The organism is Acaryochloris thomasi RCC1774, assembly GCF_003231495.1.
Classification (GTDB): domain Bacteria; phylum Cyanobacteriota; class Cyanobacteriia; order Thermosynechococcales; family Thermosynechococcaceae; genus RCC1774.
Genome location: NZ_PQWO01000002.1, coordinates 109,509 through 132,753 on the forward strand (window position 1 = coordinate 109,509; position 23,245 = coordinate 132,753).

Annotated in this window: 21 protein-coding genes; 11 read left to right on the forward strand and 10 right to left on the reverse strand. The window is 51.6% G+C overall.

Translation table 11 applies throughout. From position 1 onward, the window contains the following. Window positions 1-133 precede the first annotated feature (133 nt). Together C1752_RS03420 and C1752_RS03425 are read left to right on the forward strand one after the other, a co-directional pair. Window positions 134-883, forward strand: a complete 750-nt coding sequence (locus C1752_RS03420; protein WP_233501311.1) for a lipid-binding SYLF domain-containing protein — start codon at window positions 134-136, stop codon at window positions 881-883. Between the two features lie 22 nt (window positions 884-905). After that, a complete protein-coding gene (locus C1752_RS03425) occupies window positions 906-2,534 on the forward strand; it encodes a phospholipase D-like domain-containing protein (RefSeq protein WP_110984653.1) in 1,629 nt (542 codons plus the stop codon). Window positions 2,535-2,563: 29 nt separating this feature from the next. On the opposite strand, the gene C1752_RS03430 is transcribed toward C1752_RS03425, so the two are convergent. Continuing rightward, window positions 2,564-2,923, reverse strand: a complete 360-nt coding sequence (locus tag C1752_RS03430; protein ID WP_146242268.1) for a hypothetical protein — start codon at window positions 2,921-2,923, stop codon at window positions 2,564-2,566. A gap of 337 nt (window positions 2,924-3,260) precedes the next feature. Then, window positions 3,261-3,677 carry a secondary thiamine-phosphate synthase enzyme YjbQ gene (locus tag C1752_RS03435; protein WP_110984655.1) on the reverse strand — a complete coding sequence of 139 codons (417 nt, stop codon included), beginning with the start codon at window positions 3,675-3,677 and terminating at the stop codon, window positions 3,261-3,263. A gap of 123 nt (window positions 3,678-3,800) precedes the next feature. Between C1752_RS03435 and C1752_RS03440 the strand changes: the two genes are divergently transcribed. From C1752_RS03440 to C1752_RS03455, 3 genes are all read left to right on the forward strand, one after another. After that, window positions 3,801-5,291 carry a hypothetical protein gene (locus tag C1752_RS03440; protein WP_110984656.1) on the forward strand — a complete coding sequence of 497 codons (1,491 nt, stop codon included), beginning with the start codon at window positions 3,801-3,803 and terminating at the stop codon, window positions 5,289-5,291. A gap of 75 nt (window positions 5,292-5,366) precedes the next feature. Then, a complete protein-coding gene (gene psbI, locus C1752_RS03445) occupies window positions 5,367-5,483 on the forward strand; it encodes a photosystem II reaction center protein I (RefSeq protein ID WP_110984657.1) in 117 nt (38 codons plus the stop codon). A 570-nt stretch (window positions 5,484-6,053) separates the two neighbouring features. Then, window positions 6,054-8,231, forward strand: coding sequence for a DUF3769 domain-containing protein (locus tag C1752_RS03455; protein WP_110984659.1), 2,178 nt, complete (start codon window positions 6,054-6,056; stop codon window positions 8,229-8,231). On the opposite strand, the gene C1752_RS03460 is transcribed toward C1752_RS03455, so the two are convergent. Further along, window positions 8,228-8,791, reverse strand: a complete 564-nt coding sequence (locus C1752_RS03460) for a GAF domain-containing protein (RefSeq protein ID WP_110984660.1) — start codon at window positions 8,789-8,791, stop codon at window positions 8,228-8,230. The genes C1752_RS03455 and C1752_RS03460 overlap by 4 nt on opposite strands. 128 nt (window positions 8,792-8,919) lie before the next feature. Continuing rightward, entirely contained in the window at window positions 8,920-9,738 is an 819-nt protein-coding gene (locus C1752_RS03465; protein WP_233501313.1) for a cobalt-precorrin-6A reductase, read from the reverse strand. A gap of 159 nt (window positions 9,739-9,897) precedes the next feature. Here C1752_RS03465 and C1752_RS03470 point away from each other — a divergent pair, with 159 nt between their 5' ends. After that, a complete protein-coding gene (locus C1752_RS03470) occupies window positions 9,898-12,579 on the forward strand; it encodes an EAL domain-containing protein (RefSeq protein WP_110984661.1) in 2,682 nt (893 codons plus the stop codon). Here C1752_RS03470 and C1752_RS03475 read toward each other — a convergent pair. Together C1752_RS03475 and C1752_RS03480 are read right to left on the reverse strand one after the other, a co-directional pair. Further along, window positions 12,554-13,288, reverse strand: coding sequence for a class I SAM-dependent methyltransferase (locus C1752_RS03475; protein ID WP_110984662.1), 735 nt, complete (start codon window positions 13,286-13,288; stop codon window positions 12,554-12,556). The genes C1752_RS03470 and C1752_RS03475 overlap by 26 nt on opposite strands. A gap of 38 nt (window positions 13,289-13,326) precedes the next feature. After that, window positions 13,327-13,509, reverse strand: coding sequence for a hypothetical protein (locus tag C1752_RS03480; RefSeq protein ID WP_110984663.1), 183 nt, complete (start codon window positions 13,507-13,509; stop codon window positions 13,327-13,329). Window positions 13,510-13,859: 350 nt separating this feature from the next. On the opposite strand from C1752_RS03480, the gene C1752_RS03485 reads away from it, so the two are divergent. From C1752_RS03485 to mutS, 3 genes are all read left to right on the forward strand, one after another. Further along, complete coding sequence (locus tag C1752_RS03485) at window positions 13,860-14,297, forward strand: pentapeptide repeat-containing protein (protein ID WP_110984664.1); 438 nt, start codon at window positions 13,860-13,862, stop codon at window positions 14,295-14,297. 72 nt (window positions 14,298-14,369) lie between these two features. Continuing rightward, window positions 14,370-14,543, forward strand: a complete 174-nt coding sequence (locus tag C1752_RS28290; protein WP_158535003.1) for a hypothetical protein — start codon at window positions 14,370-14,372, stop codon at window positions 14,541-14,543. Between the two features lie 113 nt (window positions 14,544-14,656). Continuing rightward, complete coding sequence (gene mutS / locus C1752_RS03490) at window positions 14,657-17,302, forward strand: DNA mismatch repair protein MutS (RefSeq protein WP_110984665.1); 2,646 nt, start codon at window positions 14,657-14,659, stop codon at window positions 17,300-17,302. A gap of 87 nt (window positions 17,303-17,389) precedes the next feature. Here mutS and C1752_RS03495 read toward each other — a convergent pair whose 3' ends face one another. From C1752_RS03495 to C1752_RS03505, 3 genes are all read right to left on the reverse strand, one after another. Then, on the reverse strand, window positions 17,390-18,094 hold the full coding sequence (locus tag C1752_RS03495) for a Uma2 family endonuclease (RefSeq protein WP_110984666.1): 705 nt from the start codon (window positions 18,092-18,094) through the stop codon (window positions 17,390-17,392). Window positions 18,095-18,278: 184 nt separating this feature from the next. After that, entirely contained in the window at window positions 18,279-18,719 is a 441-nt protein-coding gene (locus tag C1752_RS03500; protein WP_110985053.1) for an Hsp20/alpha crystallin family protein, read from the reverse strand. Between the two features lie 561 nt (window positions 18,720-19,280). Continuing rightward, on the reverse strand, window positions 19,281-19,616 hold the full coding sequence (locus C1752_RS03505; protein ID WP_110984667.1) for a hypothetical protein: 336 nt from the start codon (window positions 19,614-19,616) through the stop codon (window positions 19,281-19,283). Between the two features lie 213 nt (window positions 19,617-19,829). On the opposite strand from C1752_RS03505, the gene C1752_RS03510 reads away from it, so the two are divergent. Further along, entirely contained in the window at window positions 19,830-21,356 is a 1,527-nt protein-coding gene (locus C1752_RS03510; RefSeq protein ID WP_110984668.1) for a DUF4127 family protein, read from the forward strand. 154 nt (window positions 21,357-21,510) lie between these two features. Beyond that, window positions 21,511-22,674 (forward strand): AI-2E family transporter, encoded by a 1,164-nt coding sequence (locus C1752_RS03515; protein WP_110984669.1) that lies wholly within the window; start codon window positions 21,511-21,513, stop codon window positions 22,672-22,674. 22 nt (window positions 22,675-22,696) lie between these two features. Here C1752_RS03515 and C1752_RS03520 read toward each other — a convergent pair whose 3' ends face one another. Continuing rightward, the gene (locus C1752_RS03520; protein ID WP_110984670.1) at window positions 22,697-23,188 is read right to left on the reverse strand and encodes a hypothetical protein; all 492 of its coding nucleotides are present in this window, start codon (window positions 23,186-23,188) and stop codon (window positions 22,697-22,699) included. Window positions 23,189-23,245 lie beyond the last annotated feature (57 nt).

Consider the following 23,245-nt stretch of genomic DNA (forward strand, 5'->3'; position numbering starts at 1 on the left):
AAAAGGAATTGATAGCTAAATTGGCATCAATTGCGTATCCTTGAAAAGATTTTGCAAGGAACCTGCGCCCCTGTTTGAACGTTAACAACGTAGGAGTGGCGTAAGCCCTGCGGTGTGATCTGGGAGAAAGATAATGACGATTCGACGAGTGCTGATGGCTCTGCCGGTGGCGAGCCTATTGTTAATGGGACTGATGGCCCCAGGGCTAACACAGTCAGACGGTGTTGCAGAGTCCGAGAAGTTGGATAAAAAGCTGGAGCAGGCCGAAGGTGAGGTTGAAGAGGCCATTCAGGTCTTTGAAAAAATCATGAGTGATCCCGATAAGCGGATCCCTGCGGAGCTGCTAGCAGAGAGTGAGGGCATTGCCATCATTCCTGATGTCTATCAGGCGGGCTTTATCTTTGGGGGTCGCCGGGGAACCGGGGTGATGATGGTGCGTTATCCCGATGGCACCTGGAGCAACCCGACGTTTGTGAGTTTGACGGGTGGAAGCTTTGGCCTTCAAATTGGTGCTAAGTCTAGCGATATTGTCTTGGTTTTCCCGAGCCGAGAAACGGTGAATGAAGTGCTTTCCCGCGACTATCGGCTGGGGGGTAGCATCTCGGGGACGGCGGGACCTGCTTCTACGAAGGGGGGCTCTGCTGAGCGCTATAGCAAGGACAAAGTCTATACTTACTCTCGTAGTCAGGGGCTGTTTGGTGGGCTGACGCTCAACGGTTCTAAGTTAGGGCTTAAAAAAGATCGGGTGCAATATTTCTACGGAGATGATGCAATCACGACCCGTAAGATTTTCACCGATCCGTTTATCCCAGCTCCGGTGGTGGTGAATTCTCTCCGCGATGTGCTGGAGCAGTCAGAGTTAGGGACGTTCCGTCGCTTCTAAGCAAATTTTGGAGGTGACGATCATGAAGCCGTGGGTGCGCAGTCTGCTTTTGTGGAGCTGTTGTCTCACGGCTTTGGGGTTTCTATTGGTACGACAACGGCAGACGGTGCAGGTACAGGCGCTGCCCACGCTGCCGCAGCATTCTCGGGTTCAGGTGTATATGAATCAGAACCCGACGGCATCCTACCAAGATCCCTATCGTCAGATACTGCGGTCTGGTGATGATCTCGAACAAATCATTGTGGATCAGATTCTCGCGGCTCGGTCGAGCGTTGAGGTGGCGGTGCAGGAGTTGCGATCGCAAAAAATAGCCAAAGCCCTCCGCAATAGACACCAGGCTGGTGTGCAAGTCCGTCTGATTCTAGAAAACATCTACAGCCGACCGTGGAGCAGCTTTACGCCATCAGAAGTGGCCCAATTTACCGAACGTCAGCGAGATCGGTATCAAGATGGATTGGCGCTCATTGATCGAGATAGGGACAATCAGATCAGCCCCAGCGAAAGTGCTCAGTTTGACGCCCTACAAATCATTCAAAATGCAGGCATTCTCTGGCTAGACGACACCGCTGACGGATCGGCAGGCAGTGGTCTCATGCACCATAAGTTTGTCGTTATTGATCAGCAAATCGTCGTTTCCACCACTGCGAATTTCACCCTGTCTGGCCTACATGGTGATCTCCAGAATCCAACCAGCCGGGGAAACGCCAATTCGTTACTGGTGCTTGAAAGCCCTGAGTTAGCGACAGCTTTCCGGGATGAATTCGACGTGATGTGGGGCGACGGTCCCAGTGGTCAAGTTGACAGCATCTTTGGCGTGCGGAAGCCGTTTCGGCCCGTTCAACGGTTTACGCTGGATGATGCCACCATTCAGGTGAAGTTTTCGCCGACCTCTAGCCGTCTGCCCTGGCAGAGCAGCACCAACGGCCTCATTGGTTCCACACTTCAGCAGTCAAAGGATACGGTCGATTTAGCGCTGTTTGTCTTTTCAGAGCAAAATTTGGTGAATCAGTTGGCTACGGAGCATCAGCAAGGCACCGTTGTTCGAGCGCTTGTAGATTCAAGTTTTGCCTATCAAAGCTATAGCGAAGTGTTGGATATGCTGGGGGTGTTCCGGTCTCGGCTGCCAAATACTTGCGCTATTGAGGTGAATAATCAGCCCTGGCAAAGACCGATTGAGACCGTTGGGGTGCCGCGATTGCCTAAAGGCGATCGCCTCCATCACAAATATGGGGTCATAGACCAGCGCACAGTCATTGTCGGCTCACACAACTGGTCGGATGCTGCCAATGAGATTAACGATGAAACGCTTTTGGTGATTGAGCATCCCACAGTAGCGGCTCATTTTCATCGGGAATTCGAGCGACTCTATGCCAGCAGCCGGTTGGGTATTCCCAGCTTTTTGCAGCAAGAATTTGAACGTTGTTCAGGAGTCGAGTCAGGACGTTCAGTCACGCAGCAGGCCGAACCTGTCAACTTGAACACCGCAACGCAGGCAGAGTTAGAGAACCTACCCGGCATCGGGCCTAAATTAGCCGCCAATATCATCACAGCCCGACAGATACAGCCCTTTAACTCACTAGAAGAGATTGATCGCGTTCCCGGTGTGGGGCCGAAATTACTGCAGACGCTACAGGGTCAAATAACGTGGTGAGCTATGGACCCACAACCGATTCGGCAATCCTAGATCCCTTGTCTGGCTGCATTGTGCCGAAACATGATTCCCTCACGAACTTTAGTGTCTCTTGCATTGTTAGAAATATCGACGATTTTCTCAGATCCATCAGGATATTTGAAGACAAATTCTTGAGAGTGCTGATCAATGCTAGCGGGACTGGTATTCACTCCAGAAACGGAACGAATGGCTTCCTTCTCCACCCATGCAGTCCGAGGTGCTTGACTATCAGCGACGCAGCTACGGTTCAGGGTGTAGGCAAGACTGAGAACAGATATGCCCCCAATCATGACCATCACTGAGAACATCTTGTAGTCAAAAATATTGATCTGATTACTCTCGCAAGAGTCATTTTTTCTACGTAGCATGCTATTACCCCGTACCGTCATCACATAATATTTATCCAGCGAATCGTCACCCCTTTATGCGAGAAAATAGAATCCTTTATAGGAACTTAATAATCCTCATTAACGAATAAAGATTTAGGGGCTGTCGGTTGCATACAGACTGTTTTTAATCCTGTTCTGGGGGAGCCTTTGCGTATTGAGCCGAATATCGACAATAAAAAGCAGCCCAAGACTCCCGGTTTAGAGAGATTGTTAGGCTGCTTGATTGCTGACTACAGTGATTAAAGCGTTAGAAAGGAGAGAGCGTGAAAAGTTGATATCTTCAGCATGCCCACTTCGATTAGCAAATTGATCAGGTTCATTCGCCTGAAAGGTGAACCACGACTTCACGGGTCGATCCGCGGGCGCGATGCTCCCAGAGATAAATGCCTTGCCAGGTGCCGAGCGCGAGTCTGCTGTTGCCAATGGGAATGTGTTCTGACGTTTGGGTGAGTGCGGTGCGAATGTGGGCTGGCATGTCGTCTGAGCCTTCAGTGCTGTGGCGATACTGCCGATCTTCTGGTACGAGATCGGCAAAAAACGATTCCATATCGCGCAGAACGTCGGGGTCGGCATTCTCTTGAATCATGAGGCTAGCAGAGGTGTGACGAATGAAAAGCGTACATAACCCTGTTGAGATGCCCGATTCAGACACCAGCGCCTGAACTTGGCCTGTAATGTTCGCGAGCGATTTTCCCTGGGTTGAGATTCTTAACGGACGTTGAACTTGCGGCATGGGTTAAGTCATTGAGGCTGCATGTTCTAGCGTAATCGACCTTGTCCTGATCAGGGGAACGCTACGGCATACAATGGGTGCGCTAGGGCCGGTGTCCAAGGCTAATATCCAAAGAGAGTACTGATGTCCTCGGATCAACGCTATCAAAGTCAGATTTTTAACGTTATTTTGCGTCAGTCACGGGAGCTGACGGATCAATGGCAGCGCAATGTGCGACAGGCGAAGGTGGCGTCGTTCTGGGGGATGCAAATGGCTGTCTACCCGGTTTATTTGCTCTTCCAGGTGACCCGATTGAGTGAACAGGTTCTGCGGCAGGCCGATACCCAAGGGCAGCGATTGCTGAAGGCGGCTCTTGATCCCGATCAGTCGCCGCTGCAAGGCGCTCAGTCTGATCTGCCGATTCGTCGGGTGCTGGAGGCGATTCAGATTGTGACCGCGTCTGTTGAGGCAGAAGACGCTCAGTTTGTCGTTGAAATTACCGCTCCGTCTGCTCAGCGCTCTAGCCTCTTGCAGCGATACCGGCGTTGGTTTAGGCGTCTCAGTCAGCGCCGTTCCCTACACCCTAAGAATCATGATGGCTCAATGCTGCGGGGGCTGGCGACGAATATTGAGAGTCGTCATTTAATTTTGGTGACGCCCGCGAATGAACCGCTAGATGTCTTGACGCCAGCACAGCAGAAAACGCTGCTGCAGCTGATGACCTGGGAGGTGGCGCACTACCAGCGTCAGCAACGGCTCAATCAGCAGCTTTGGAGTGTCACAAAGCTCAAGCAAAAACCGCTCAAGCAGCCGGTGATGCGATCGCAAATGCTGCCCCCTGTCCGTGGCTTCCGTAAAGTGATGGGCTGGTTTCAAACGAGCCCAATGGCGACCACCACCAACTTATTCCAAGAAGCGAAGGCGGCTGATCCCCTGCTCGTGCTGATGGGCGGTCACGAGCATATCCCGCTGCCGGATGATTTAGGTGCTGCTTTGAAACGTTTGTCCCCTCAGGTTACCCCTGAAGCATGGGAGATGATGGATGTTGCGATCGCATCTCTAGAAGCTAAATCACAGCAGCTCATGGGACCGACCACAGAGCGACTTGCCCAGCAAATAACCCAGCAGCTCCGAAACCACAGCCCTCACGTGCGGTCTAGTCCCGATCTCAACCCACCGACCCCTGCTGTGCAGGCAACAGGCTGGCTTCAATCTGCCTTTGCGACTCTCTTCGGCAGCGGTCCCGTGTCGCCGCGTTCATCTGCGACCGTTGCCCCAACCGTATCTGAACCTTCCGTCTTCGAGGCTGGACTGTCATGGAATGAACTCTATGGCGCTAAAGTTCTGCAGACGTCACCGCCTAGCGCTACCAAAGATGCGTCACCAGTTTCGCTTGAGTCATCAGCCGGAGACGTTCTTGTTGCGTCTGACCTAGCCGGACGCGTCACGATAGATGAGCAGGGCATTGAAATTGAAGTAGATGCCGTTTTTGTTGAGTACGAGCAGCATTCCTTAGAGCGAATTTTGAACACTCTAGACCGCGTTGTCTCTTGGCTCGAAAAGCGTCTGATTCCTTGGTTTGAGCAGAGCTGGTCCGTCGTCAAAGTTTACTTTCAAAAGCTTGGACAGCCATAATGCGGCAACATTCCGATATGATGGAGAGAATTAATCTTCGTTAAGCTGTCTACTCTACAGTTGGAATAATCAATCATGTTTGCCCTTAAAGTAGTTGTTTACCTATTCGTCTTTTTCTTTATTGGCCTTTTCTTCTTTGGCTTCATCTCCAGCGACCCCACTCGCAACCCCAAGCGCCAAGACTTCGAATAGGCTCACTGTTCTAGTACAGGAATAACTCATCCTTGGTTATTCAATGAACTGAATAGACATTTTTGAGATGGCTGTGCTCTTGTTCTTATAGAGTGCAGCCGTTTCAGTATTATGATTACGGCTCTGAGCGACAAAACCTTCTGACTGGTTGAAGCCACAAACATCAAAAGAGTATCCAACTCTTGCGCTGGGCCCTCGTCCCCCAGTCTCTTCTCTCACTCGTTGGGAGAAGGGGGCAAGATAAAAGCACTCAAAGTCCCTCGCCCAGAATTGGGAGAGGGATTTAGGGTGAGGGCCGTGCAATACTTTCGCTAAAGTGGGATGCTCCCAACGTAAACCCAGCTTCTGCGGATGGCTCAAAAGCTTGATATATCGCGGTCTATCGATTGATTAAGCGCCTAGGCCGCAACTCATTTACGGTGCAGCAAGGCTGTCCAAACGCAGTCGAGCGCTGCCATACAGTCTGTGGCGGCAAACTGGGTTCTGATCGGCGCGAATGTTACTGGCTGAGCTTGACTTGCCAGCGTCGCAGCATCCCCTTATCCTAGCGATTTGTAGCCCCAGGAACCAATGCCCTATCCCGCTCTCCCGCCAGAGCCGCCCGCACTCGTTTCTGCCCCTGCCGAGGGCCGGTCGTCTCTCTGCCCGGATGTCACCGCTGTAGATGGCTCGAAGCTCCCCCCAGCCGCGACCTTGCCGCGACTCTCTTCAACCCTGTGGCCCACTGCTCCCTGCGCTGCTCAAATAACGGACCAGCAGCAAACAGCTTTACCTTTTTTCGCCGAGCCGATCACCTCCTATTCTGTTGCGCCTCGAGCTTCAGTCCTGCTCTCTCAACTAACCATTGACCCGCAGCCCCCAAGCTCTGATGCTGGCACTGAACGAGATCCGTTAACTGAGATCGATCGCCCTGCAGGCAATCCGCCAGACCTGGAGACCACGCCGGACCTAGCGCCCACACCAGAGACTGCACCCGTCGAACAGCAGCCTGACATTCTCGAGGTGACTGGAGACCGTCAAGACTACGACACTCTTAAGCAGGTGTTGTCTGCTGTCGGCAATGTCCTGCTGCGGTTTCGAGAAGCTGAGCTTACGGCTGACCGCGTGAAAACCACAGTCCAAAATCGTCAGGTGGTCGCCGAAGGGCAGGTGAAGCTAACGCGGGGCAATCAGGTTCTAGAGGGTGAGCGATTAGAGTTCAGCCTCGATCAAAATCGCGGGGTGTTCTTCAAGCCCAGTGGGACAATTTCGTTCCCCACCAGCGATCGTGACTTTTCCCTTGACACCACCAGCACCAATATCACCGGCAGTACGCCCCTTGATCCGCTCAGCGATCCAAGGCAGACCGATCAGACCGTTGAATCCGGTACCGGTATTCAGACGGTACGCTTTGAAGCCGACCGGATCGAATTTATCGATGGCACCTGGACCGCCACCAATATTCGGATCACCAATGATCCGTTCTCGCCACCCGAACTGGAAATTAGAGCGGATGAGGCTCGTCTGACGCGCGTGTCAGAGACCGAAGACGAAGTAAAGCTGAAGCGGCCCCGCTTAGTCTTTGACCAAGATGTCTCGATCCCGCTGTTGCGCTCTAGCATTCGACTCGGGCGAGGGCGTCAAGATCCCTTTGGTTTCCAAGTGGGTTTCGATAATGAAGATCGGGGGGGCTTGTTCGTGGGCGGACGCTTCTCACCGTTTACAGGTGAAAAGCTCAATTTGACCCTGACGCCGCAGCTGTTCCTCGGCCGGCTGATTAACCGTGGGTTTGATGTGACCGATCCTGAGGTCTATGGTTTTACTGCAGCCCTGAGCAGCCAGTTTACCCCGACGACTAGTTTTGATGCCTTTCTGTTTTTCAACACCATTGACATCACCAATGCCGCTGATAACATTCGCGGTCGCCTGCGTCTCCGGCAGCGGCTTGGCGATCATCAGCTCTCTCTCGAATCTGCCTATCGAGAGCGCAGCCTGAATGGTTCTTTGGGCGAGCAGGAAATTCTTAATCGTAACGGTCTGATCTTGACCTCCCCCACGATCCGTCTCGGCAAAACAGGTCTGGATTTGAACTATCGTGTGGCTGCAGAATATGTAATCGCCGTGAGCGATGACCCGAGTCTTGGCGATCCGGCGGACCTGGGCCGCTTTCAAGGGAGTCTCACCCTGGGGCGTTCCTTTACGCTCTGGAAGGGGAAGACGCTGCCAACCACCGCCACAGAAGGGCTGCGCTACACGCCCGAACCAGTTCTTCCGCATTTGCGCTTGGTGACGCGCCTGACGGGAACGGCCACTAACTACACCAGTGGTGATACCCAAACAACCCTGATTGGCTCGGCTCGCCTAGAGGGACAGTTTGGTCATTTTTCTCGACCGTATCTGGACTACACCAGTTTTAATGTGGGTTATGCCCAGGTTCTGCAGGGAGGCAGCTCTCCGTTTCTGTTTGATCGAGTTGTGGATCAGCAGGTGCTATCGGCTGGTATTCTGCAGCATATCTACGGTCCATTTCGGTTGGGCTTCCAGACCTCTGTGAATCTCGAAAACGGCAATTTTTTTAATTCAGATTTTATCCTGGACTACAGCCGCCGCACCTATGGGATTACGCTGCGCTTTAATCCTGAACTAGAGGCGGCCTCGCTGCTGTTCCGTGTAGGTGGCTTTAACTTTGTGGGCAATCGCGGCCCCCTCTCTAGTCCTGAAATTGGTGTGGTGGAGGCAGGGGTGCAGGAGACAAACGATTCCTTCTAGTTAAGAGCTGCATCCTTTATTGTGGCGGAGGTTGCGAGTCGGTTAGCCCCTGCCTGCATGGTTGTGATGTCAGCATCAGTCCAAGGCCGAATTCCTTGGCAGTGGTGGGCTGCTAACAGTCCCCATAGTCCTTGGGAGATTAACACCGGCACCACTAGATTTGACTTCACCTGAATGCTGCGTAAAAAATCGCGATGACAGTCGTGGATGGGTTCTGATTCGATATCTTTTATAGCTCGATATCGACCGTCCTCGTATAGGGCTGCGTATTCATCATTGAAGCAGTCATCGGCTCCAGTTATGCCAAAAATAGAGTAGCTGGGGTGACTGAGGGCTTCGAAGGTCACTTGGCCTTTCCAGCGTCGGTAGAAGTAGTACAGTACGACCCGATCAATCTCTAGGGATAAACGGAGGCCGTGAACAACGTTTTGCACGAGATCATCGCGTTCAATAGACTGAGCGAGTCGTGAAACGACATCCTTTAGTTCAGGTCGAGGGTCGGGATGTGGGGGAAGTTCAAAGGCACCATCTGAGATGCGATCGCTAGGTTTTTCAGACATGGATGACAGACTTTCGAGAGATCTGAGCTATGAATCAGTGAACAGAGAGCGCTATGTCGCACGATATTTTAACCTTACCGCAGATAAATTATTGATATGTGGTTCTTTAGGGCTGACAGAGAAGTCCGCTAGCCTTTGCGAGAAAGGTTCTGGAGGGTTTGCTGACAAAATGCGATCGCAACTCTCAAATCACCCGTCTGCTGCGGATAAGCGAGCTGGGGCCGTTGAATCACCACTAAAGGAATGCCTAAAGCTTCTGCAACCTGACGCTTGACCCCCTCTCCACCGGGCTGTCCTGACGCCTTAGTGACCACCCGCTCAACGTTCCATTGCCGCCACAGCGCCATCTCTAGTTCCATTGAAATGGGGGGCCGTAGCGCGATTAAGCGTTTTTGGGCAAAACCTGCGGCCATTGCCGCCTGTAAAGCCGTCTCTGACGGTAGAATGCGCGCAAACAACGTGCTGCGGGACTGCCAGGGCTGAAACTGATTCAGGGCCTTAGCCCCGAGCGTTAGCAAAACCCGCTGTCCTAACAAATATTCAGGCGTCAGAACCGCCGCCACGTTCTGGACTTCTTGGACCCCACAGGCCATCTCTGTGATCGTTGGACGTTCCACCCGCAGATAGGGAATCTGAAAATCCTGCGCCACCTGGATTGCCAATGTAGAAATTTCAGCAGCATGGGGATGCGAGGCATCCAAGATCACCGCAACATTTTGGACGGTCAAAAACTGAGTCAGCGTTGTGTAGTTGAACTGTCGGATGCAGATCTGCAACAATGGCGAACAGGGATAAGGATATCTAGCAACGTCAGTCGTCACCGAAACAGTACAGCGCAGAGACTGCTGTGCTATGAGTTCTGCGAGTTCAAGACCCTCTGTTGTGCCGCCAATTAACCAGATTTGTGGAGGTGTATCCCTTGATAGCATTGAGACATGGCGCAACATCTGGTGCCTGAAATTGTCAGCCGTACTACGAACTTTGGGCACTCTTTAAGTATGGGCCATATCTTGACGCTATAGCCGCTCACGATTCGAAGTTTGACTTAATGCAGCGCAGGCAATAGCCACTTTGCCCGCCTAGATAGACCGGAGTGTGTCTCAACTGTGGAGATTAATCAGCAAAAACAGGTGCGACACCTGTTAGTTATTGGAGGAGCGGCAGGGTTTAGTCTAGTTCCACTAGAAGCCTCATCCCACTCCATTGGGCGAGACCCCACAAACTCGATTGCCCTAGCTTCTAAGGCCGTTTCTCGCCAGCATGCGCTATTGCTGCGCGTGACCAGCGCTGACGCCAGTAGCTTTGGCTTTTTGCTCATTGATGGTGATCTGCAGGGCAAACGGAGCACCAACGGTATTAAAGTTAACGGCAAAAAGCAATTCTCCCGTCGTCTCAAGGGGGGAGACTGTATCCTATTTGGCAATCAGGTCAAGGCTCGATACTTGAACCTACAGCCGCTGTCTGACGAAGAGTTTGAGCTTTACTGTCAAGACATTAACTACGAAGAGTTACTGGCTGAAGAAAACTTTGTGTTTTCTCCGACAACAGGGGATTCCCTTGAACAAGAGAGCTTTGATGAAGCCTCGTTAATTCGACTCGCTTCCTTCCCAGAGATTATTCCCAGCCCCATGTTTGAGGTTAATCTAGAGGGAGAATTAACCTACCTCAATCCAGCCGCTGCCAGCACCTTCCCTGAACTGCCCGTCGAAAGAATCGAACATCCTGTGCTCCGGGGATTGCTGGAGCTGATCTCGGCCTCTGAGCAAAATATTCTTGTGCGGGAAGTCGAGGTGGCTGGCAACGTCTATGAGCAGTCTATTCACTACATCTCTGAGAGTGATCTGGTCCGCTGCTGTGTTTTTGATATCACTGAGCGCAAGCATGCTGAAGCTGAACTGATAAAGCGAGATCGCCTCCTGCAGAGCGTTGCCCAAGCAACTACGCACCTGCTTGAGAGCACGGGGTACGACCTCGCGATTTTTAAAGCCCTAGAAATCTTAGGGAAAGCAGCAGGAGTCGATCGCATCAGCATCTGCGAAAACCATCCGCTGGCGCAGACCCATGAAGTCGTGACCAGCATGCGCTTTGAATGGACCCGCGATTCTATTGAATCCATTCGTCACAAAACCCACCGCCAAGGTCTGTCCTATCGCAATCCGACCCTTGCCCAGTGGCATCAAACTTTCCAAGCCGCTGATGCTGTGTGTAGTCTCACCCAAGAACTCCCTGATGCTGAACGAACCCTGCTGTTGAGAGATGGCATTCTTTCGATTTTAGTCGTGCCTATCTTTATCAATGGTGCGCTTTGGGGCTTCATTGAGCTTGATAACTGCACTGTTGAATATCGCTGGTCTCCGCAGGAAGAATCGGTGGTGTTCGCAATGGCGGCCAGCATTAGTGCGGCGCTACAGCGTCAAGATAAAGAAGAAATTATTCGCCACCAAGCCTTCCATGATGCCCTCACTGATTTACCCAATCGAGTTCTGTTTAACGATCGTCTCAAGCTAGCGCTGGCGGGTGCCCAGCGAACCAAGCAAGACATTGCCGTCATGTTCTTAGACCTGGATCGCTTCAAGGTTATCAACGACAGCCTCGGCCACTCCGTGGGTGATGAACTGCTGCTAGAGGTGGCGAATCGGCTGCGAGCTTGTCTGAGAGAGGGGGATACCGTTGCTCGTTGGGGCGGGGATGAGTTTACGCTGCTGCTGCCGCAGGCCCAATCGATTGATGATATTACGTTGACGGCCTACCGTATCTTAGAATCTCTCAAGCTCCCCTTTGTGATTCGTGAGCATGAGCTGCACGTGACGGCGAGTATCGGGATTTCGGTCTCTGCTGGCGCAAGCGATAGTGCAGAGACCCTAATGCAAAGTGCTGATGTCGCGCTCTACCGCAGTAAAGAGCACGGTCGGGGTACCTACCAGCTTTACAGTCCGGCCATGAATTCTAAGGCTCCAGACTTACTGGCCCTAGAGAATGGACTACGCTACGCCATTGAGCGTGATGAGCTGCTGCTGTGCTATCAGCCCAAAATCAATATTCAGACCGGAGCCATCATGGGCCTTGAAGCTTTGATTCGGTGGCAGCATCCAGAGCGGGGCTTGGTCTCACCAGCCACTTTTATCCCTCTTGCTGAAGAAACGGGCCTGATTATCGAGATTGGTGAGTGGGTTCTTCGCACGGCCTGTCAACAAACCGTGGAGTGGCATCGTCAGGGACTGCAGCCGCTTTCTGTCGCCGTCAACCTCTCGGCTCGGCAGTTTTTCCAGCCCAACTTGCCCGAGATTGTGGCCCAAGTCTTGCTGCAAACTCAGCTCGATCCCCAGTCTCTGGAGCTAGAAATCACTGAGACAACGGCGGTGAAAAATATGGACTTCACCAAGTCGGTTTTGGCTCAGCTCAAGGATCTTGGGGTCCATATTGCTATGGATGATTTTGGCACCGGCTACTCGTCCCTCAACTATCTCAAGGAGCTACCTTTCAATACCCTGAAAATTGACCAGTCTTTCATCCGCGATCTAAAGCCTAAATCTAAGGATGTTGAAATTATTAATGCCGTTCTGGGTCTGGGGCGAGGCCTGAAGCTAGATATTGTGGCAGAAGGAGTTGATAGCGAAGAGCAGCTCACAGTGCTGCAGTCGCTAGAGTGTGAGATTGTACAGGGCTATTTGTTTAGCCGCCCGCTTCCGGCAGATGAGATCACGAAGCAGTTAGAGGCCAATTGGCTCGATCGCAAAAATCGCAATCTTATCAACCGCCGGTTCAAAACTTCACCCTCCGCAAGCTAAAGAGTTCCCCCGCAGTTGTTTTTGTGATTTTACCGCCCGCACTTTTAATCAGTTGTTGCCAAGCCTCCAGCGGCTCTAGCAGTACTTCCGAACCCAGATAGGTTTCTAAAATAGCCCAGTTTTCGGCCAGGGGACTGTCGGGGATTAAAACATCAAAAATGAAGGTGCCTTGGGGTTTGAGGACTCGCTTTACTTCTGCGATCGCAACTTCCCAATAGTCCAGCGGATAGTAGCAGCTAAACCCGGTGGTAACGACACCATCAAACTGGTTCTCCTTATATCGAAGATGATGCGCCGGTCCCCGCTCTACGCCCCGAAACAGCTTGGAATTGAGCTGGGGGCCGCGCTGATTCACGGCTTCCTGCACCACGGGGCTAAGTTCCTGTCCGTAGAAAAACGCATCCCAATCGCGCCAGGGGTAGACCAAAAAACTAAGGCCGCAGCCGATATCGAGCCAGTGTTCCCCTTTCTTGGGCTTAGCAATTTCCCAGAAGGGCGACGCGATCCGAGCCTGTAGGCGTCCGGTTGCCCAATCTTGAAAGACAGGCATGGCTTCGACTTCAGGGGGAAGCTCCACTGCATCTTGGTGATACTCGCGATCATAGCGATCGGTGACGGCCTGAAGCTGAGTCTGCCATTGGTCAGGAGCCAGACTGAACCAGTCTGACTTCTCAGATGCGTCTGGCTGCTGGCGGCTTTTTTTAGCCATGCTCTACCCGATATTGGTGCATTAGATTTGCTGGTTCATTAGCTTTTGAGGGCTTTCATGAAGTTTTGCCGATAGGATTTGCTGCTGGGCAGCATAATCGGCCACAGCAGCGTCAGTACTGCCCGGTTTTGGCTAAAGTTAGTGCGGTTGAAACCTGACCAAAACTTCCAGCCTCCACCGACATAAATCACGATTAGGAGAAATCCAACTAAACCTGGCATCAGTCCAGTGACTCCGATTACAGAATTCTACGCAGCTTAATTCTAAGCTATGGCCTCTGTCGTTGCTCTGGAATCTTTATATCCCTTTATTAAGACTGCTTCTACGTCTTACGTTGACCGATCCGCTTATTGGAGAATCTTATCCTTTTAAGAGCTGAACTTGCTGTCTTTCAAGGGATGTTCGCTGGAAGCTCCAATCCTACTCAGTAAATACCCAGACAACACCTAGGGACCACTCAGCAGACTTGCAATTTCCATCAAGGAATCGATCATCTTAGACTCATCTCTCCTCGATATATTCAAATTCATCGGCCCAGTTCACAACCATTTCCTTGAGAAGGGATAACGCCATGAATCAGTCTTTCGTTACCGCCTTAGCTTTAGTCAGTGCCTTAGCTGTTTCTTTCCCGGTCAGGGCGGAGCAGCCTGCTCAGGTCCGACAGCTTATAGAAACAAATATCTGTGCAGGCTGCGACTTATCGGGAGCTGATTTAAGTCAAGCTCATCTGATTGGAGCAGATCTCAGAAATGCCAATCTTCGAGATGCCAACCTTGTAGAGGCCAATCTCGAAGGTGCAGACCTAACCGGTGCGAACTTACAAGGCGCTGATTTGACCCAGTCGTTTTTGACGAATGCCGTTCTCACGAAGGTCAACCTCGATAGTGTCAATCTGACGCAGGCTCGTCGTGACAGCATTATTACTGAAGAAGAAACCTCCACACCGAGTGCCGGTCTGGCAGGCATTGAAGGTCAAGAATTGAAGGCCGAACGCATATCTCTCTATTAATCCATTGATGAGTTTTATGTGGGAGATTCTGCAAGCCCTGTTAACCATCCTCAATTTTTTGGAAGGCTCATGATGAAACCTACCTATTCTGAAATTGGTCCAGATATTAAAGAACAAGCTGGAGGTCTGCCTCTATCTATAACGCCTGAGATGCCTCAGCCAGCTCTATCTGCCTTTGATCAGCTCAACTATGTCTATGGAGCCATCGCGGCTAACTGTTTTCTGGAGCTAGAGGCGCTTCGCTAGTTTCTCCCTTGCAGTGATTCCCGGTACTCACAGTCCAAAATCAAAATGGGCATCTGTTGAGCCATCCCGGAGCCTGCGATAGAGTCGTAAGCAGTATCCTTACCTACTCCTTCATGAGCGACGCTGCCAAATCTGATTCCCCGCCCCTCAGAGAAGGGAAAAATCCGGCCCATCATCGGGAACGCTCCCAGATTAACCGCGATGATCTCTCGCCGATGATGCGGCACTACGTCGATCTCAAAGATGAGTATCCCCACACGCTGCTGCTCTATCGGATGGGTGATTTCTATGAAACGTTTTTAGACGATGCGGTCACCATTGCCCAAGCCCTAGAGCTAGTTCTGACCAGTCGCTTGTCAGGAAATAACGTCGGTCGAGTGGCGATGGCGGGTATTCCGCATCATCAGCTCGAACGCTACTGCCGGATGTTGGTGGGGAAAGGCTACGCTGTTGCCATCTGCGATCAGATGGAGGATCCGGCACAGGCCCAAGGGCTTGTCAAACGCGAAGTTACACGGGTGATTACGCCTGGAACAGTGCTCGATGAGGGGATGCTTTCGGCGCGTAGTAATAACTTTCTCGCCGCCTTTGTGCTGGCGGGCAACAACTGGGGGATGGCCTATGCCGATATCTCAACAGGGGAATTTCTGACGACGCAGCACTCAGATCGCGATCAGCTCGCCCAAGAGCTTCTGCGCCTGCAGCCCTCTGAAGTGCTGTTTCCCACCGATGCCCCTGACATCCAGCGACTGCTGCGCCCTGGTGAAACCTCAGAGTATCTGCCGGAGGGTATCCCCAATCAGTTCTGCTTTACGATGCGGACCCAGTCGTCCTTTACGCTGCCGGAGGCCAAACAGCGCATTCAGCAAGTGTTCGGCGTCCGGTCTTTAGAGGGAATGGGCTGTGAGCATCTGCCTCTGGCGATCCGGGCTGCGGGGGGGCTGCTGGTCTATTTGGAAGAAACTCAAAAAGAAAACCACATTCCGCTTCAGCCGTTGTGTACCTATATTCTGAGCGAATATATGGTTCTCGACCATCAATCGCGGCGCAACCTAGAAATCACGAGAACCTCTCGGGATGGAACGTTTCATGGATCTCTACTTTGGGCGCTAGATCAAACTCGCACGGCAATGGGGGGACGCGCCCTGAAGCGCTGGCTGCTGCAGCCACTGCTGAACTCTGAGCAGATTCAAGCGCGGCAGGAGACAATTTCAGAGTTGAGCCAGAATACGGCTTTCCGGGGTGATCTGCAGTCTTTACTGCAGCAGATCTATGATTTAGAGCGTCTGGCTGGGCGGGCCGGTTCTGGGACGGCGAATGCCCGTGATCTGGTTGCTTTGGCTGAATCGCTGGATCGCTTGACCGATCTGGCGAATTTAGTAGCGGATGGCAAGTCTGAGCATTTACAGGCGGTACAGATGGTACCGTCTACGCTTGAGAAGCTAGGAGTGAGGTTGCGATCGCATCTCCACCAAACCCCTCCCATCAGCCTCACTGAAGGCAACCTGATCCGCGACGGCGTCAATGCTGATTTAGATCGCCTACGACAGCAGGCCGTCAGCGACCAGCAGTGGATTGCCAACCTAGAAAAAGATGAGCGAGAACGCACCGGCATCCCCACGCTCAAGGTGGGCTTCAATAAAGCTTTTGGCTACTATATCGGCATCAGTCGCGCCAAATCAGCCCAAGCGCCCGACGACTACATTCGCAAGCAAACCCTCACTAATGAAGAGCGCTACATCACCCCCGAACTGAAGGAACGGGAAGCCCGGATTTTTAACGCTCAAACCGAGCAGTTTCAGCTTGAATACGACATCTTTGTTGATTTGCGGAGCGAAGTCGGCGAATGGGCCGGATTAATCCGCACCGTAGCGGCAAACGTTGCCGCTGTTGATGTACTGGCGGGGCTGGCTGAAGTGGCGATCTATCAGGGCTACTGTCGCCCCAAGATGGCCGAAGGCCGTGAGATCAGCCTTGTGGACGGGCGTCATCCCGTTGTAGAGAAGTCTCTGCCACCGGGTTTCTTCGTCCCTAATGCTGCGCAGTTAGGAACCCCCGGTATTTCGCCTGACTTGATTATTTTGACGGGGCCGAACGCGAGCGGCAAGAGTTGTTATCTGCGGCAGGTGGGTTTAATTCAGCTGATGGCGCAGGTCGGAAGCTTTGTGCCGGCGCAGTCTGCGGGGTTGGGGATTTGCGATCGCATCTTCACCCGCGTCGGAGCTGTAGACGATCTGGCGACAGGCCAATCCACCTTCATGGTGGAAATGAACGAAACCGCCAATATTTTGAACCATGCCACCGAGCGATCTCTGGTGCTGCTAGATGAAATTGGCAGGGGCACTGCCACCTTTGATGGCCTCTCTATTGCCTGGTCCGTTGCTGAATACCTCGCCATCGAGATTCGCGCTCGGACGATCTTTGCCACCCACTACCACGAACTCAATGAGCTAGCGACCTTGGTAGAGAATGTGGCGAACTATCAGGTGCTTGTCAAAGAGCTACCGGACCAAATTATCTTCTTACATCAGGTCCATCCGGGTGGAGCCAGTCGCTCTTACGGTATTGAAGCCGGACGCTTGGCTGGTCTACCGCCTTCTGTAATTAAGCGAGCCAAGCAAGTGATGACGCAAATTGAAAAGCACAGCAAAATTGCGGTGGGGCTACGAAAGGGGAGTCCCCATGCTAAACCTCCCGTTAATTCTGGATCTAAAACTGTCCCTGCAGAAGAATCGCAGCAGTTTGAGTTGCCATTCTAAACTAAGAGGCCATAATGCAGGCTGTCCTGAAAGAGAGGCTTCAATTTGACTTGAAAATTAAGTGAGGGAGACGTTGCGATCGCAGCATTACAACTCCGGCTCAATTCCAGCAGCTCGCAATTGTGCAGCCAATCGCTCAGCACGACCTGACACCTCAGCCACGCGTTCTTCTCCCCACAGCAGCATCTCACCCTGATCATCCCACCAACGCAGCCACCGACCTTCTCTGTTATTAAGACAGCCTTGCCAAGGCCCAAGAAAGAGCGCCATAGTCTCGATCCAATGTCGCCCTTCAGCATCGGGTTTGTGAATCTGATAGCGTCCTGTTTGATCGATCTGATATACCTCTAGCTCACCCGTTTCTAGAGAAAAGAGGGCATAATAGGGCACTTTTAAAATCTGCTCGTAAAAGAACCACTTGCCGGGTGGATAAGTTGGCTTAGTGGAGTATTCGCCTCCATCTGTTTCAGAAAGAAACTCCATCACAATAGATGGCAGATCCCCTTGCAGATGAGGGGTATAGCTGCGGTCTATCTCTATTCGAGACACCTTAGTAGAAGGGACAAAGGCCCAGTCGGGCGCCTTGATCACCATCTTGCCGTTTAGCGTGGCACAAATGCCGTAGTTAGTTGTGGTGAGGGCCGTCTTAGGGAGTCTCCCGGCAAGGCTAAGGCTTTCAGTCAGGGCTGCTGCCAAGGCCGGCTGATTGATATTGTCCACAGGATCATCTTCTAAAACGTAGTCGTCAGGTAGTTTTTCCCACGTAATGTTGAGAGGGGCAGTTGCAATCATGATTCTGATGGCGCTTGTTCGACGATTAGACGAGGCTTGTACCCCCAATCTAGCACCTAGCAATGGTGGACGCTTTATTCTATTCGTTATTGAACAAGAAAAAACCTAGCTGTTAATAACAGCTAGGCACAAGAGAAACTTACTTAATCATTCAATAACGCAGGATATCAGCGAAGCGAAATGTTTATGCCGTGGTAGATGCGATCTCAACTTTAACGACTTTGTTTTTTTCAGCCTCTGCCTTAGGGAGCGTTAGGTGAACAATCCCGTCCTTATATTCAGCCTTGACCTGAGTATTATCCACCCGTGCAGGGAGCGGAACGACGCGCTGAAACTTACCGTAATTGAACTCAGAACGAATTTTACCTTGGGTCTCAGAACTGGTCTCAGATTTGCGCTCGCCACTGATTGAGACCGCTTTCTCGGTGACTTGAATATCTAAATCATTGATATCGATCCCCGGTGCTTCAAGATTGAGATAGACCGCTTCTTCATCCTGTGAAAATTCAGCCGCAGGGACAGAGAATCCACGTAGGCTCGGAGAAATATCCTGATCAAAAAGGCGATTTAAGCGACGCTCTATAGTATCGATCTCTTGCCAAGGGGTCCAGTGAACTAAAGTCATTTGCTTGCCTCCAATTGCGTTGTTCGAGTGTATAAACTCAACTCGATTTGCTTGCATGTTTCAATGGTAGGCACTCTGTTTGAAATTGCCGATACGGTTTCTATCCCTGAATAGATAGGGGTTACCGCAGCCCGTTTCACCGTACGAAGAATGATGGTTTGAGAACTGAAGAAACTGTTCGGTTTCCTCTATCTTGGCTTGCTAGAAAAAGCTTACGACAATCTACTCAGCCGATTGTGCTGCGACTCTAAAGTAAGGATTGGATAGGGAGCATCCCCCTTTCTCACTTGGCCCTCATCCCCCATCCTTTTCTCCCGATCGTGGCAGAAAGAGGGCAAGATAAAAGCATTCAAAGTCCCTCGCCCAGAATTGGGAGAGGAATTTAGGGTGAGGGTCGTGCAATACTTTAGCGAGATGCTCCCGATTGGATATTCTCTTCCGATTTTGCTGAATAGTAGTGCTAAAACAAAGCGCTAAACGGGATATCCCATTTAGCGCTCTGGTTATTGAATGTGTTTTATCTGCCATACGAGCATCAGCCCTGTGTCTGCCAATCAGGGCCTACTGATCTGCTAGAACCGCCAGCTTTGCAACCCACATATCTTCGACATTTGAGTAGAAGTCAATGTCTAGAACCTTGTAGGTTATAGATTCAGAAACATCGTGGATCTTAATCTGGTCATCTTTTTTGACCCCTGGTTTTTGAGAAATCATTTGGATTTCTTTAGGGCCTTCGGTGCTTTCTTCTATACTAAAATCCAGTCCGGCGTTAGAAGATTGATAGTGGTGGGTTTTATTCTTTTGAAGCCAACCCTGCAATAGCTCAGAGATCTTAGGCGACCGTTGCTTTTGCTTCGGTAGTACGCTGGTTTGATTGAACTCGGCAGAGATACTCATTAAACTTCCCCCGTGGACTCAGTGATACTTATTATTAGCGTAATCGTTGATAATTTCCTCTACCTAAATATATAAAAAGTAGAGAGAAGATCTGGTGAAGTCTGCTCTCTGACTGGATTTTTGCTGTTTAAGTGAAGTATTTGCGGTATAAACAAGCGCAGCGATTATTCGTGCGCCTCAACCGTTATTTTCTTGCTGATCCCTGGTGATTTAATGGAATTTCTGTATATCCCGCTCGATGAGCGTCCCTGTAATGTTTACTATCCTCAGATCATTGCTGAACTTCAGGCCGATATTCAGTTGACAGTCCCCCCTCGTGAACTTTTGAGTCAGAAGAAACAGCCTGCAAAAACGAGTCGCTTGTGGGATTGGCTAGAAATAAATATCACGGACTGTCGAGCCGCGCTGCTGTCTATTGAAATGCTGGTTTATGGGGGACTGCTGCCTTCTCGGCTGCACCAGGAGTCTATTTCTACCCTGACGCAAAGGCTTTATCATCTTCGCAAGCTCAAAGCTGAGCATCCCCAGGTGGAGATTTTTGCCAGCAATTTAATTATGCGAACGCCTGCCTACAGCAGTAGCGAAGAGGAGCCAGACTATTACGAGACCTGTGGAGAGCAGATCTTTCAATGGGGCTGGCTGCAAGATAAGTGTCAGCGTGTCGGTCTCACCGCTGCCGAGCAAGCGCAGCTAGACCATATTCAAGCAGAGCTTCCTTCAGAGTATTTGCAAGATTATCAAAAGCGGCGGGCCTGCAACGTCGCCGTGAATTTAGCCGTGATTGAGTTGGTTCAGGCCGGCGTGATCTCTTTTCTCTCTATCCCTCAAGACGATAGTGCGCCCTACGGCTTTACCGCGATTGACCAGCGGCAGGTTGTGGCTCAGGTGACGGCACTTCGTTTGCAGCAGCAGGTCCATCTATACCCAGGAGCCGACGAGGTCGGCTGCACGCTGTTGGCCCGAGCTTACAATCAGGTGCGAGGTCGCTCGCCTCAGATCTACTTGCTATACAGCTCGGTTTGCTCAGAGCAAATTGTGCCGCTATACGAAGATCGGCCTTTGGGAGAAAGCGTTAAGGCCCACGTTCTGGCGGCCGGGGCGCAGGTTGCGACGACGCCTGAGGCCGCAGATGCTGTGTTAGCCGTGAATACAGCAGGCCAGGTGATGCAAGAAGCCTGGGATCAGTCCATGAAAGATATTACCTACACCAGTTTTCGTAACCTGCGCTTTTTTGTTGCTGAGATAGAGCGGCTGCAGAATTTGGGTAAGTCGGTTGCGATCGCAGATGTTGCTTTTGCCAACGGGGGGGAAACGGAGCTAGTTGAAATGCTAGACGACGCCGCTCTTTGGGACTCTCTGCTCGCCTATGCAGGCTGGAACACTAGCTGCAATACCCTCGGGACTGTATTAGCAACCGCCAGTCTTGGCCTCGGGTCTGAGAATAAGCATGCGTTGGCCTTCAACAAGATCTATCACCTGCTAGAAGATTGGGCCTATCAATCCATTGTTCGCAAGTCGATTATTGGGACCTGTCTGCCTCGTTTGGGGGCCTCCTACTACGATTTCAATCGTCAAGAGGCCCTGATTACCCAGACGATTGCTGAGCAGCTTCTAGATGTTTGGTGTGAGACACTGCAGCAGTCGTTCACCTCATGGGACATTCAACAGCTCAGTGTGTTTGCCCCCTGGCAAAGAATGTTTGAAATGGGCCTGAATCTAGAAATTGCGCCGACGGAATAGAGAAAGGATTCTGATCCCCAAAATTTCCAGTGCAGTCTAAAGATGCTGAGTGCTTTCCCTGCTATTCTCAAAAGTTGATCCCCGAAAACGACGCAAATTCGCTACCCTAAAGGGTACGAGCAATCCAGGTTCGAATGGCCGCAGGAGCTGAGACATGACTACGCTTGACTATTTTCAGTGGTGGAAACAGTTGTCTGTGCCCTCACGATTGCTCATGGTGGGTCTCGCTGCCCCGATCTTAGTGCTCAATTTTTGGGCCGTTGCTACCATCGCCAATTTTTTAGGCGTCTTAATTGCGATTATTGTTGTGGCCTCGCTCGTGGCGTTTTTGTTGAACTACCCGGTGAGCTGGTGTATGCAGCGGGGGCTGCGCCGAGAGCCAGCCTCCATCATTGTCTTTCTCTTGACGATTTCACTATTGACCGGGTTGGGCTTGATTCTGTTCCCGGTGGCCTTTACACAGGCTCAGCAGCTCATCAACCGCCTGCCGGAGTGGATGGAGTCAGGGCGTGATCAGTTCATTCTGCTCAGCCAGCAAATGGAGGAACGGGGACTGCCGCTCAATTTAGATGTGCTGACAGTCAAGGCCTTCGACCGGCTTGAAGGGCAGCTGCAGACGTTGACGAAGAGCGTCCTTAATATTGCCGTGGGGACGGTGAGCAGCGTCCTAGATATTTTGATTAGCCTTGTGGTTAGTATTATTCTGACTTTTTATCTGCTGCTACACGGTGATGAGATTTGGCAGAGCTTTATTCGGTGGTTGCCTCGCGATACGCAGCAGCCCGTTTCTCAGACGCTTCGCCTGAGTTTCCAGAATTACTTTATCGGGCAGCTCATTTACGGCATTTGTATGACGGCGGTGCTGATCCCCGCATTTCTGATTCTGAAGGTGCCGTTTGGGGTGTTGTTTGGCTTAACAATTGGCACAATGGCGCTGGTGCCTTTTGGCGGCACGGTGGGCATCATTTTGGTGACGCTGCTGGTGGCGCTGCAGAATATCTGGCTAGGGTTGAAGGTCTTGGCCGTTGCCGTGATTGCGCAGCAAATTCTAGAGAATCTAGTCGCACCCAGAATTTTGGGCAGCATGACGGGGCTGAATCCGGCCTGGATCTTTATCTCGCTGCTGGTGGGGGCTAAAACAGCCGGTTTGATTGGAGTGCTGGTGGCAGTGCCGACGGCGGTGGTGATTAAGACGGCTTTGATGAGTTTGCGATCGCGTATGGGGCTGCCCTATACCCCAACAGCGACTGTGCCCCCACCGGGCAAGAAACTAGAAAAGAAACCGCCTAAAACAATTTCTGAGGTTCCCCAAGCTTAGATTGTCTAACTGACCGCCTTTTTCAGGGCGTTAAAATAAGCTGCCACTCTGAGGTCGGTGATTCCTGCGTGGGTAGCTTGGTTTGGCCCACAACATAGGGGCCCCAGTAACGGCGCGACCCGTCTAAGGCAAAGGCCGTGAGTACGTCACCGTCCTGAAGCTGAAGCTGCCCTGTAGGCCGAGAGAGGACAAGTCCCTCTTGGTTCCCTTCCGCTGGCGCAAAGTCCCAGTGGAAGCGTTTGTCATTAGCTATGCTCTTGCGCGGCAGCAGCACCACTCGAATGGGATAGATACTCCGGTTGCTAACGCGTAGCTGATTGAGTACTGCTGCTGATTTCTCTGGTAAGGGTTGAGTCGCAATGGACGGACGAGGAGCCGGTGGCGGCGTAACATCACGCGATAGTGCTGCACCGGGTGGGTCGATCCCCACAACTAACTGCGACACGAAAAAAGCCGCTGTTCCACCGACGACCGCAGACAAAACTTGGATGGGAATATTTGTCTTGGAAACCATTGCTGATAATGCTGCTCCACCAGCTTGGGGAAGACTCTATCTCCCATAAACCTGATG